This window comes from Saccharothrix longispora (assembly GCF_030852425.1).
Classification (GTDB): domain Bacteria; phylum Actinomycetota; class Actinomycetes; order Mycobacteriales; family Pseudonocardiaceae; genus Actinosynnema; species Actinosynnema longispora.
The window spans coordinates 1,059,390-1,071,501 of sequence record NZ_NSDM01000001.1; the positions used below are offsets into that span (position 1 = coordinate 1,059,390).

A 12,112-nucleotide genomic window follows, 5' to 3' on the forward strand; every position below is an offset into this window, starting at 1 on the left:
GGACGCGGCGCCCGTTTCCGAGGTGCTCGGGTCCCGCCGCGCGTCGGGGCCGAAGCGGTGGTGGTGATCGCGGCCCGCGTCGGGGCGGCGGGCCGCGATCACCGCACGCCTACTCGCGGTCCGTCAGGACCTGGTAGGCGACGCCGCCGTGGTCCTCGCCCTCCACGAACTGGACCAGGCTGGTCAGGTACTCGCCCGGCGCCTCCGGGGTGAAGGTCAGCTCCGCGGTGTGCCGCTCACCCGGCTTGAGCGGGATGCCGAACAGGCCCGCGCGCTGCGGGTCGAACTGGAACGCGGTCTCGCCGACCTGCTTCACGCCCGCCGACTGGCCGCCGCCGACGCGCCAGCGCTCGAGCAGTTCCCGGCCGAGGTCGACCACCAGGGTGCCCCGCACCGGCTTCTCGGCGGTCAGCACCAGGTCGGTCTTGGCGTCCCGCCCGGTCGCGTTCCCCAGGGTGAACCAGGACCGCACCGGCTCCAGCACGCGCCCGCGGATCGTCTGGAAGTTCTTCCACGCGATGTTGTTGTTGTTCTTGGTGTTCAGCGCGGTGTTCGGGCCCTCCGCGAACGTCATCGGGTCCGTCGCCGACACCCAGCGCGCGAGCAGGCAGAAGTGGCCCGGACCCGGGATGTCCGCCCACGGGATCTTCGCCACCGTCACGCCCGCGGGCACGGTCAGCGCCTGCTGGCCGATGAACACCCAGTCGCCGTTCGTCGCGTTGTTCCACGTCGTGCCGCCGCCGGCGGGCGTGCGGTAGACCTTGAGCACGCCGGACGCCGTGCCCGCGCCGTACGGGCCCGGGTTGTTCAGCCGGACGTGGACGTAGTTCGTGGCGCCGACGACGGGCTGGGTGCCCGCGCCGCAGTCCGCGAGACCCGGGCAGACCTTGATGTCCGGGCTGTTCCACACCGTCCCGTTGGGGTTGGCCTCGACGCCGGTGTCGCTCACCTGGTCGCGCATGAACACGTCGGTCTGCCGGCAGTCCGACAGCAGCTTGCGGATCGCGTCCGCCGTGCCCGCGCCGGTCGCCGTGGTCTGCGTGAACACGCCGCCGGTGGTGGTGGCGTAGTTCTGCATGATCGGCGTGATCACCGGGGTGAAGGCCGGCGACGTGGGCACGTGCACCGGGCTGATCTTGATGCCCTTGCCGAGGGCGTCGTTCGCCCACTGCGCGGCGTTGGCGACGTCCACGGCGCCGTGCGCGTCGTCGAACCCACCGGGGCGGGCGTCGGTCACCAGCACGACGAACTTCATCGCGTTCGAGCGCCACGTGCCGTTGAAGTCGACGTTCTGCGGTCGACCGGCCGCCGCCCGGTTGTTCACGACCGTGTTCAGGGCCTCGTCGGACGCCTCGGGCTCACCACCGCCGCCGCCCGCGGCGAGGGTGTTGGTGACGTAGTTCGTCACCGCCGCCGCGTTGCCGGGCGCGAGGTCGTTGTGGATGGTGACGTTGTCCTTGAACGTCACCAGGCCGAACTGGTAGTCGCCGCCGGACGCGGTGACCACGTCGTTGACGATCGAGTTGATGCCGGTCTTCAGGTTGGCGATCGCGCCGCCCATGCTGCCGGTGTCGTCGAGGACGAACGCGACGTCGAGGGGACCGCATTTGGAGACGGCCGCGGCGGCGGGGTCCGCGACCGCGGGGGAGGTGAGCTGGACGGCGGAGACGGCCAACGCGGCGACCGCTAACAGCGCGCCGCGTCTGCGGGAGGGACGCATGTGATCTCTTTCCGCTCGTTCTGCCGGGCGCAGGGGCCCGGGCGGCCGGACACCGGTGTCCGGCCACGTCAAGCGGATGCTCCGGAGGTCCCCCGAGTACGGTCCGACAAGAGCAACTTCAGGCCGTCTCCGGTGAGGCGAACGGAAGCCGGGCGTGCCAAGGTGGGGAGGTGGCCTACCAACCCGCCGAACAGCGCTACGACCGGATGACCTACCGCCGCTGCGGGCGCAGCGGGCTGAAGCTGCCCGCCGTGTCGCTCGGGCTGTGGCACAACTTCGGGGACGACCGCCCCCTGGAGAGCGGCCGGGCGATCGTGCGCCGGGCGTTCGACCTCGGCATCACGCACTTCGACCTGGCCAACAACTACGGGCCGCCCTACGGCAGCGCGGAGGTCAACTTCGGCCGGGTGCTCGCCGAGGACCTGCGACCCCACCGCGACGAGCTGGTGATCTCCACCAAGGCGGGCTACGACATGTGGCCCGGTCCGTACGGGAACTGGGGCTCGCGCAAGTACCTGCTGTCCTCGCTCGACCAGTCGCTGGGTCGGCTCGGCCTCGACTACGTGGACATCTTCTACTCGCACCGGTTCGACCCGGACACGCCGCTGGAGGAGACGGTCGGCGCGCTGGTCAGCGCCGTGCAGCAGGGCAAGGCGCTGTACGTCGGCATCTCGTCGTACTCGGCGACGAAGACCCGCGAGGCGGCCGAGCTGCTGTGCGCGGCGGGCGTGCCGCTGCTGATCCACCAGCCGTCGTACTCGATGCTGAACCGGTGGATCGAGCGCGAGTTGCTCGACGCGCTCGGCGAGCTGGGCGTGGGCTGCATCGCGTTCTCGCCGCTGGCCCAGGGCATGCTGACCGACAAGTACCTGCACGGCGTGCCGGAGGGGTCGCGCGCCACCCAGGGCAAGTCGCTGTCCGGGGACCTGCTGAGCGAGGCGAACCTGGCGCACGTGCGGGCGCTGAACGAGGTGGCCGCCGCCCGCGGCCAGTCCCTGGCCCAGCTGGCCCTGTCCTGGGCGCTGCGCGACGCGCGGGTGACGTCCGTCCTGATCGGCGCGAGCGGCGTGGGGCAGCTGGAGGACAACGTGGCCGCCCTCGACGGCCCGCCGCTGACCGACGACGAGCTGGCCCGCATCGAGGAGCACGCCGTCGACGCGGGCATCGACATCTGGGCGGAGTCCTCGAACGCCGGCTGACCCCGCGAGAGTCCGACGCCGAGGTCGCGAGAGTCCGACGTCCGGGAGTCCCGAGTTCCACGTTCGGGTCTCCCGCCGTCGCTCCCGGACGTGGAACTCACCGGTCCCGGGGGGTGGACTCCCGCGACCCGGGGGTCGGACTCCCGGGGTGGTGGGGGAGGTGGACGGTGAAGGTGGTCGAGCCGGGGTTGCTGGACAGGGAGACGGTGCCGCCGTGCGCCACCACCAGCGAGCGGACCACGGCCAGGCCCAGGCCGCTGCCGCCCCGGTCGCGGGTGCGGGAGTCGTCGACCCGGTAGAAGCGGTCGAAGATGCGGGCCTGGTCGCCCCGCGGGATGCCGGGGCCCGAGTCGGCCACCCGGATCACCACGGCGCGCGGGGTGGTCGAGACCGACAGCGCCACGGCGGTGCCCGGCGGCGTGTGCACGGCGGCGTTCGTGAGCAGGTTGTCCACCACCTGGCGCAGGCGCATCGGGTCGAACGCGAGCGGCACGGGGCCGGGCGGCAGGGACAGGCTCAGCGGGTGCGCCGGGCGGGCCGCCCGGAACGCGTCCGCCGCCTCGCGCGCCAGCGCCGCCACGTCGCCGTCGGTCACCCGCAGCGACGTCTCCACCTCGGCCGAGTCGAGCCGCGCGAGCAGCAGCAGGTCGTCCAGCAGCACGCTCATCCGCGCCGCCTCCGACCGCAGCTTCTCCAGGTGCGCCTCGCGCTCGCCGGGCTCGTTGGCCGCCGCGTACCGGAACAGGTCGGCGTACCCGCGGATCGAGGTCAACGGGGTGCGCAGCTCGTGCGAGGCGTCCGCGATGAACCGCCGCAACCGCTGCTCCGCGACCGTCCGGGCGGCCAGGGACGCGTCGATGTGCTCCAGCATCGTGTTGAACGCCGACCGCAGCTCCTCCACCTCCGCACCGCCGTCGCCGCCCTCCGCGCGCACCGCCAGCCGCGCCGAGTCGGTCAGGTCGTGCGAGGTGATGTCGTGCGCCGTGCGCGCCATGTCGCTCAACGGCTGCAACCCGCGCCGCAGCACGGCCCGCCCGATCACCACGAACGCGATCAGCGCCAGCAGGAACGCCGCCACCTCCACCAGCACGAGCTGCCGCACGGTGGTCGTCATGTCGTTCATCGGGGCCGCGCTGACGATGACCACGCCGTCCGCGATCTGGCAGCCGCGCAGCCGGTAGGCGCCCAGGCCCTCCAGGTACTCGGTACCGTACGAGGGCTCCTCGCCGCCCATGACCCGCAGCGCCACCTCGGCGAACGGGGCGGAGTCGTCCGGCAGGCCCTCGGGGTTCACCGGCCGCGCCTGGCCGTCGCGCACCTCGTACAGCGCCGAGTACCAGCCGTAGCCGGAGCTCTTGAGGCCGTTGTTGCGGTCGTACTCCTTCTTGAGCGACACCTGCGTGGTGGCCATCTGGTCGTCCATGCGGCGGGCCAGGAACTCCTCCATGCTCGTGGCCATCACCGTGCCGACGACCGCGAACACGGCGAGCGCCAGCGCGCCCAGGCCCAGCGCGAGCCGCGTGCCCAGGCGCGTGCGCTTCCACCGCGAGCGGAACGTCACTCCGCGGCTCGTCGCAGCACGTACCCGACGCCGCGGACGGTGTGGATGAGCGGTTCGCCGCTGCCGTCGTCCAGCTTGCGCCGCAGGTGCGAGACGACCAGTTCGACCACGTTGGACCGGCCGCCGAAGTCGTACTCCCACACGTGGTCGAGGATCTGCGCCTTCGTCAGCACGGCGGGCGAGCGGCGCATCAGGTAGCGCAGCAGCTCGTACTCGGTGGGCGTGAGCGTGACGAGCCGGCCGCCGCGGCGCACCTCGCGGGTGTCCTCGTCCAGGGCGAGGTCCGCCACCTTCAGCACGGACCGCTTCCACGTCGGCCCCGTCGACCGCCGCAGCACGGCCCGCAGCCGCGCCATGAGCTCCTCCACCGAGAACGGCTTGACCAGGTAGTCGTCGCCGCCGCGGGTGAGGCCCGCGACCCGGTCCGCGGTGCCGTCGCGCGCGGTGAGGAACACCACGGGCACCATCGCGCCCGCCGACCGCAGCCGGTCCAGCACGGTGAAGCCGTCGACATCGGGCAGCATCAGGTCGAGCACCACGATGTCCGGGTGGAAGTCGGCGGCCGTGCTGAGCGCCGCCTCGCCGCTGCCCGCCGTCGCGGCCTGCCACCCCTCGTACCGCGCGACCGTCGCCACCAGGTCGGCGATGTGGGGTTCGTCGTCCACCACGAGCAGTCGAACCGGATTGCCCTTGTCCACGTGCCCATGGTGCGGCACCGCCGCGGGGGCGGGCGAGGCGATCCGTCGCCGCTGGGCGGATCAACAGCGTTTCGACAGGTCCGCGACAGCCCCGGCTCGGCTTCGCGCAGCAGGCTCGACCGCGGACCAACCCGAGGAGCTCGTCCGGGACGACCACCGACGAGGTGCCGGCTGGACCGGGGCGAACTCGACCCGGCGGACGTCAGCGCCGACCCGGCCCACGTGCCGGACCTGTGCGCGCACTACGAGCGGGCCACCGGCGGCGCGTTCAGCGCCCGCGTCCCCGGCCGTCCCTCGACCCGTGCGCCGTGGTCAAGGGCTGGGCCGTGCGGCGCGCCGCCGACCTGCTCGCGGGGGCGGGCGCGACCGGCTTCGCGGTCAACGCGGGCGGCGACGTCGCCACCGCCGGCGGCCCGTGGCGCGTCGGCCTGCGCCACCCGCTGGACCCGACCGCCTTCAGCGCCGTCCTCGCACACCGGGACCGCCGGTCGTCGCCTGACGCGCCCCGTCGGTCCACAAAGGTGGGCCGCCTGTGACCGGTCGCGTGCGCCCTGCTACGGTTCCGCCACGGGTTTCCCGCTCCACGGCAGGTCAGCCGGATTTCGCGCTCGGGGCGTGCTCCAGTGCGGACCACGTGGAGAGCCGGCCTCGGTCGCACGCATTCGGGAACGTGCGTGCCGAGGCCGGCTTTTCCTTACGCGTACCGGCTGTGGTCGAAGTCCAGACCGGTCACCGAGCGCCCCAGGTCCGACCCCAGTTGGGTGAGCAGGTCCACCAGTTCGAGGCCGGCCAGCCAGTCGCGCGGCAGCGCGGCGGTGCCGTGCAGCGCGCCCAGGATGTTGCCGGTCAGCGCCGCCGTCGCGTCGCTGCCGCCGGAGTGGTTGGCCGCCGCGCGCAGGGCGTCCACGAAGTGCGCCCGCTTCGGGTACACCAGCACCGTGTGCACGGCGATGGCCAGCGCCTCGGGGCCGGTCCAGCCGCTGCCGAGCCGGTCGACGCGCACCGACTCGAAGCCCAGCGCCCGGTGCTCCTCGGCGAACACCACGGCCCGGTTGAGCGTGTTCGCGGTGTACGGGTCGTCGCGCAGCACCCGGCCGATGACCTGGTCCACGGCCTCCCGGAACGGCCTCCCGCGCACCGCGAGCAGGTGGATGAGCAGCGCGAACGCCCCGCCGGACACCCAGCCGCCGGTGCCGCCGTGGGTGAGCGCGGCGAACCGGCAGCCCAGGTCGTAGGCGATCTCGGCGCTCGGCGCGAACCCGGCGGGCGCGGTGCGCGTCACGCCGTTGCAGCCGGACGACTCGTTGTGCGGCTCCTCCGGCGTGGGCGGCGTGTCGGCGGCGAGCGCGCGCAGGCACGTCAGGCCGGGGGACCGGCTGGAGTACAGCCGCTCGTCGCCGATCAGCCCCGTCGTGCCGGGCTCGGGCGCGGCGAACTGCTGGGTCAGCAGCCACCGGCGGTAGCTGTGCCACACGGTCTCGATCGGCTCCCACTCGCCGGTCGCCCGCCCGCGCACCCACGCCCGCAGGTAGCCGTCCGCGGTGAACAGCGTGAGCTGCGTGTCGTCGGTGACCAGGGCGGGCCTCGGCGGTTCGAGCACGCCCTCCGGCCCGTGGTCGCGCTGGATGTCCGTCCAGCCCAGGTACTGGACGGGCGCGCCCAGGGCGTCGCCCAGCGCACCGCCCAGCAGGCAGGCGGCGCCCCGGTCGACCACGCTCATCGCCTCGCGCGGCACTTGCCCTCCTGCACTCGCCCGAACCCGACCGGTGTCCCGGACTTCGGCCGGGACTGTCGGGGCCAGAACCCTAGCCGTCGCGGTCGCGACCGGATCACGGGAGCACGCTAGTTGAGCACGCAACATCTACTCGCAGGTATCCACCGGGTGCCGGGACGCACCTGATCCAGTGACCGAGCCGTGAGCCAGTGGCGATCAGCGCGAGGCGGGGAGGGGCATGGCCGACCGGGGCAGGAACGGGTTGGAGTTCGGCGTCCTCGGGCCGTTGCAGGTGCTCGCGGACGGCCGGCCGGTCGTCATCGGCCGCAAGGGGATGCGGGGCCTGCTGGCCATGCTGGTGCTGCGGGCCAACCGGGTGGTCCCGATCGACGAGATCGTGGACAGCCTGTGGGTGGACGACCCGCCGGCCACCGCCCGGACCATCGTGCACGGGTACGTGTCGCGGCTGCGGCGGATGCTGGGGCAGGCCGACCCGACCGGTTCGGCGCGCATCCTGACCACCCCGCCCGGCTACCAGCTGGCGGTCGACCCGTGGCGGCTGGACTTCCACCGGGCGCGGCAGCTGGTGTCGTCGGCCCGCGGGAAGCCCGCGCCGATCCGGGCGCGGCTGCTGCGCGAGTCGCTGGGGCTGTGGCGGGGGCCGGTGCTGGCGGACGTGCCGGGCGAGCCGGTCACCACCGACCTGGAGGAGCTGCGGCTGGCCGCCGTCGAGGAGCGCGTCGAGGCCGAGCTGGAGCTGGGCCGCCACCTGGAGCTGGTGGGCGAGCTGCGGCAGCTGGTCACCGAGCACCCGTTCCGGGAGCGGCTGGTCGACCACATGGTGCGGGCCCTGTACCGGTCGGGGCAGCGGGCCGACGCGCTGGAGGCGTACCAGCGGTTCCACCGGCGCGTGGTGGACGAGCTGGGCATCGACCCCGGTCCCGGCCTGCGGCTGCTGCACGAGCAGGTGCTGCGCGACGACCCGTCCCTCAGCTCGCCGGGCGTCGTCGAGCAGGTCGTGCCGCCGCGCCCCGGCGTGGTCGTGCCCGCGCAGCTGCCCGCCGCGGCCACCGGGTTCATCGGCCGCGACGAGGAGCTGGCCTGGCTGGACCGGCTGTGCGACGCGCGCGACCCGGCGGCGACCACGATCGCGGTGGTCAACGGCGCGCCGGGCATCGGCAAGAGCGAGCTGGCCGTGACGTGGGGGCACCGCCGGGCCGGTCAGTTCCCCGACGGGCTGCTGTTCGCCCCGCTCAACGGGTTCGCCCCGGACCGGGAGCCGGTGGAGCCGCCCGAGGTGCTGGCCCGGTTCCTGCTGGCGCTGGGCGTGCCCGCGGACGGCGTGCCGCGCGACCTGGGCGACCGGGTCGGCCTGTACCGGTCGGTGCTGGCCGGGCGGCGCGTGCTGGTGGTGCTGGACGACGCCTGGGACCCGGAGCACGTGCGGATGCTGCTGCCGCCCGGCGCCGGGTCGGTCGTGCTGGTCACGTCGCGCCGCCGGCTGGAGTCGCTGGTGGTCAGCAACGGCGCCCGGATGCTGACGCTGGACACGCTGACCGAGGCCGAGTCGGTGCGGCTGGTGGACGAGGTGGTCGGCAAGCCGGTGTCCGACCAGGAGCCCGTGGCCGCCCGGATGCTGGTCGAGCTGTGCGGCAACCTGCCGCTGGCCCTGCGGATCTCGGCGGCTAAGCTGATGTTCAGTCCGGAGTGGACGGTCGAGGACCTGGTCGCGCGGCTGTCCGACGACGACTCGCGGTTGCGGACCCTGGACCTGGCCGACAGCGGTGTCGGGGTGGGGCGCGCGCTCGCCGTGTCGTACCGCAACCTGCCACCGGAGCTGGCGGAGGCGTTCCGGGCGGCCGGGGTGGTGCCGGGCCGCTGGGTGGGCCCGCACGCCATCGCCGCCGTGTGCGGCGTCGACCTGGGCACGGCCGCCGGGCTGCTCGCGGACCTCGCCGACGCGCACCTCGTCGTCGAGCAGTGGCGTGGCGGGTTCGTGCTGCACGACCTGGTGCGCCTGTACGCCCGCGAGGTGCTGGGGGAGCACGAGCGCGACGGCGCGCTGCGCCGCCTGATGGAGCACTACCTGGCGGCGTGCGACCACGCCCGGCGGCTCATCCGGCCCGTGTCGGACGGGCTGGACTTCGCCGGCTCCACGTCGGCGCGGCCCGCCACCGCGGCGCAGGCGCTGTCGTGGTTCGACGAGGAGTGGGCCAACCTCACCGCCCTGGTGCACGCGGGCGCCGAAGCCGGCTTGCACGAACAGGTGTGGCAGCTCGTGCGGCTCGTGCACACCTACTGCGTGACCAGGCTCGTCGGCCGCCAGTGGCGCGCCGTCGCCGAACTCGGCCTCGCCTCCGCGCGGGTGGTCGGCGACCGGCGCGGCGAGCTGCTCGTGCTGCACGCCGCCCAGGACGTCGACAACCGCACCGGGACGCCGCGCGGCGGCCTGGAGCGGGCCGAGTCCGCGCACCGCCTCGCCGTCGAGCTGGGCGACCCGCGCCACCTGGTGATGGCGCTGGACAAGCTGGCGCTCGCGCTGCGGGCGGAGGGGCGTGCGACCGAGGCCCTGCGGCGCCACCGGGAGGCCGTCGAGACGGCCCGCCGCGAGGGCGACGCGGTCAACGAGGCCACCGCGCTCAACAACCTCGCGCAGACCGAGCAGCGGCTGGGCCGGTACGACACCGCCGCCGAGCACCAGGTGCAGGCGGTGGAGCTGTACCACCGCAACGGCGACGAGCGCGCCTACGCGGTCGCGGTGAACAACCTCGCCGAGCTGTACGCCGAGCTGGGGCTGATCGCCGACGCCGAGGAGCACGCCCGGCAGGGGGTCGAGCTGGCCCGCGGCGGGTCCATGCAGTTCGAGGAGGCGTTCGGCCGCCAGGTGCTCGGGTCCGTGCTGGCCAAGCGGGGCGAACGCGTCGCGGCGCAAGCGGAGCTCGCGGAATCGCTTCGGCTGTTCGAACGCCTCGGCTCACCCCGGGCGATGTTGGTCCGAACGGCGCTTGAAGCGTTGACCACCGGGGTTTAGTCGGTGTTTAGCACGATGCGGCCCGATCGTGGGAACTTTGAACAGCGCTGATCGGGCCAGTCGTGTCAGCGCACGGGTGGCTCTTGGGAGGGGGAACCCAGGGGGGACGGCCACCCGACCCCGGCTGGGGCGGCGTTCGGGGGAGAGCGCCGGCCCAGCCGGTGGTGCGCCGGCTAGCGGTGGTCCGCGTGGACCGGGGTCAGCTCCGGGCGCTTCGGGGCCAGGCCGTCGCCCATCGACCCGCCGCGCAGCTGCCGCCCGATCCACGGCACCACGTGCTCCCGCGCCCACTTCAGGTCCTGCCGGCGCTGGGTCATCCAGGCCTCGCCCGCCAACGGCGGCCACGCGGCGTTCCACTTGTCCTCGGGCGTGAGGCCCAGCACCTCGGCGGCCCGCAGCGCCACCCGGCGATGACCTTCCGGGGACAGGTGCAGCCGGTCCTCGCTCCACGCGCGCCGGTCGTGCAGGACGGTCATCGACCACAGGTCGACCACCCGGCAGTGGTACCGGTCGGCCACCGACCACAGGTGGCTGTTGTAGATCGCGATCTTGCCGCGCAGCGAGCGCAGCAGCGGCGTGTGCTTCGTGTCGAAACCGGTGAAGATGAGCACCTCGGCACCCGCGGCGCGCAGGTCGGCGACCGCGATCTCGTAGACCTCGGCCACCGCGTCCGGGTCGCTGCCGGGCACCATGATGTCGTTGCCGCCCCCGCAGAACGTCACCAGCTTCGGCTTGAGCGCCACCGCGAGCGGGATCTGCTCGTCGACGATCTCCTGGAGCATCTTGCCGCGGATCGCCAGGTTGGCGTAGCGGAAATCCCGCCGGTGGGCGGAGATCATCGCGGCCAGGCGGTCCGCCCACCCCGCGTACGTGCCGTTCGGCGTCGGGTCGTCCATGCCCTCGGTGAAGCTGTCGCCCACGGCGACGAGGCTGTCCAGGTCCTGCATCGTGCCTCCCCTTCGCGCGGCACCCCCATGACCGCGCACGACAGCATGCAACGCCATCCCGCTCCCGCGCCACCAGCGGTTGGTGACCCTGTCACCAAAGCGTCACCCAACGGTGTGGACCAGTGTCGGCAATGGGTGATTCACCAGGTTCAGGACCCGTCGGGTGCGTCGCAGATCACGCCGAGGAGGGGACCGGTGCGCGAGGCCGGCCGCCGCCGGACGACCCCGCGCCCCGGGGCTCAGCCGCCGGCGACCAGGTCGGCCGGCGTTCCGTACGCGCTGCGCAGCCGCGGTTCCGCGCCCGGCGCGGCGCCCAGCGCGTCCAGGCCGAGCAGCGCGGCGCCGACGACCGGCGGCACGTCGACCACGCGCACGCGCACCGCGGGCGCGGCGGCCCGGAGCCGCTCCTCGACCGCGTCCACGACCCGCCGGTCGGTACCGGTCAGCACGCCGCCGCCCAGCACCACGTCCACCGGCTCGTCCAGCAGCGCGAGCCTGGTCAGCGACACCCGCGCCAGCAGCACGACCTCCTCCACCAGCCGGTCCACGACCGACCCGGCCACCGCGTCGCCGGCCGCCGCCACCTCGAACAGCAGCGGGCACAGGGCGTGCGGGTCGAACTCGACCCGCTCGAAGTGCAGCGCCTCCACCACCTCGGCCAGCGTCGCCGTGCCGTAGTGCGCGAGCAGCGCCCCCACCAGTGCGGTCGGCTCGCCCCGGCCGTCCTCGGCGCGCACCGCGTGCCACAGCGCCTCGGACCCGAGGTGCCCGCCACCGCCCCAGTCGCCGGAGATGCGGCCCAGCGCCGGGAACCGGTGCGTGCGACCGTCCGGCGCGACCGCCACGCAGTTGATGCCCGCGCCGCACACCACGGCCACGCCGACGCCGTCGGACGTGCCCGCCCGCAGCAGCGCGAACGTGTCGTTGCCGACGACCGTGGTCGCCGACCAGCCGCGCGCCTCGATGGCCGCGCGCAGCTCGTCCTCCTCCCGCGGCAGGTCCGCACCGGCCAGGTAGGCGGCGGTGTGCGCGGCGATCGGCCCGTCCGGCGGCAGCCCCGCCCGGCGGGCCACCTCGCGGGCCAGCCCCTCGAACACCTCCAGGCTGCGCTCCAGGCCGATGTTCTGCGGTGACGCGCCCGGGCCGCGCACCTGCGCGAGCACCCGCCCGGTCACGTCGACCAGCGCCATGGCCGTCTTGCTGTTCCCGCCGTCGACGGCGAGCACCCGCCGCGCCACCGCG

General features: G+C 74.0%; 9 protein-coding genes. 3 read left to right on the forward strand and 6 right to left on the reverse strand.

The window, feature by feature from the left end:
• Positions 1-109: 109 nt before the first annotated feature.
• Positions 110-1,720: a vWA domain-containing protein gene (locus CKY47_RS05385; protein WP_306744464.1), complete on the reverse strand. Its 1,611-nt coding sequence runs from the start codon at positions 1,718-1,720 to the stop codon at positions 110-112.
• A gap of 170 nt (positions 1,721-1,890) precedes the next feature.
• Here CKY47_RS05385 and mgrA point away from each other — a divergent pair, with 170 nt between their 5' ends.
• The gene (mgrA, locus tag CKY47_RS05390; RefSeq protein ID WP_306744465.1) at positions 1,891-2,919 is read left to right on the forward strand and encodes an L-glyceraldehyde 3-phosphate reductase; all 1,029 of its coding nucleotides are present in this window, start codon (positions 1,891-1,893) and stop codon (positions 2,917-2,919) included.
• Between the two features lie 97 nt (positions 2,920-3,016).
• Here the strand turns inward: mgrA and CKY47_RS05395 are convergent, their stop codons facing one another.
• Together CKY47_RS05395 and CKY47_RS05400 are read right to left on the reverse strand one after the other, a co-directional pair.
• Positions 3,017-4,480: a sensor histidine kinase gene (locus CKY47_RS05395; protein ID WP_306744466.1), complete on the reverse strand. Its 1,464-nt coding sequence runs from the start codon at positions 4,478-4,480 to the stop codon at positions 3,017-3,019.
• Complete coding sequence (locus tag CKY47_RS05400; protein WP_306744467.1) at positions 4,477-5,178, reverse strand: response regulator transcription factor; 702 nt, start codon at positions 5,176-5,178, stop codon at positions 4,477-4,479. Before CKY47_RS05400 ends, CKY47_RS05395 begins: the two co-directional genes overlap by 4 nt.
• A gap of 308 nt (positions 5,179-5,486) precedes the next feature.
• Here CKY47_RS05400 and CKY47_RS05405 point away from each other — a divergent pair, with 308 nt between their 5' ends.
• The gene (locus CKY47_RS05405) at positions 5,487-5,714 is read left to right on the forward strand and encodes an FAD:protein FMN transferase (protein ID WP_306744468.1); all 228 of its coding nucleotides are present in this window, start codon (positions 5,487-5,489) and stop codon (positions 5,712-5,714) included.
• A gap of 158 nt (positions 5,715-5,872) precedes the next feature.
• Here CKY47_RS05405 and CKY47_RS05410 read toward each other — a convergent pair whose 3' ends face one another.
• The gene (locus tag CKY47_RS05410) at positions 5,873-6,913 is read right to left on the reverse strand and encodes an ADP-ribosylglycohydrolase family protein (protein ID WP_306744469.1); all 1,041 of its coding nucleotides are present in this window, start codon (positions 6,911-6,913) and stop codon (positions 5,873-5,875) included.
• Between the two features lie 217 nt (positions 6,914-7,130).
• Between CKY47_RS05410 and CKY47_RS05415 the strand changes: the two genes are divergently transcribed.
• Positions 7,131-9,923, forward strand: a complete 2,793-nt coding sequence (locus CKY47_RS05415) for an AfsR/SARP family transcriptional regulator (RefSeq protein WP_306744470.1) — start codon at positions 7,131-7,133, stop codon at positions 9,921-9,923.
• 173 nt (positions 9,924-10,096) lie between these two features.
• Here CKY47_RS05415 and CKY47_RS05420 read toward each other — a convergent pair whose 3' ends face one another.
• Both CKY47_RS05420 and CKY47_RS05425 read right to left on the reverse strand, forming a co-directional pair.
• Positions 10,097-10,870 carry an SGNH/GDSL hydrolase family protein gene (locus CKY47_RS05420; protein WP_306744471.1) on the reverse strand — a complete coding sequence of 258 codons (774 nt, stop codon included), beginning with the start codon at positions 10,868-10,870 and terminating at the stop codon, positions 10,097-10,099.
• A 239-nt stretch (positions 10,871-11,109) separates the two neighbouring features.
• On the reverse strand, positions 11,110-12,108 hold the full coding sequence (locus CKY47_RS05425; protein ID WP_306744557.1) for an N-acetylglucosamine kinase: 999 nt from the start codon (positions 12,106-12,108) through the stop codon (positions 11,110-11,112).
• Positions 12,109-12,112 lie beyond the last annotated feature (4 nt).

Coding starts and splice junctions, on each gene's coding strand:
- CKY47_RS05385 (WP_306744464.1), bottom strand. CDS start 1,720: ATGCGTCCCTCCCGCAGACGCGGCGCGCTGTTAGCGGTCGCCGCGTTG.
- CKY47_RS05415 (WP_306744470.1), top strand. CDS start 7,131: ATGGCCGACCGGGGCAGGAACGGGTTGGAGTTCGGCGTCCTCGGGCCG.
- CKY47_RS05420 (WP_306744471.1), bottom strand. CDS start 10,870: ATGCAGGACCTGGACAGCCTCGTCGCCGTGGGCGACAGCTTCACCGAG.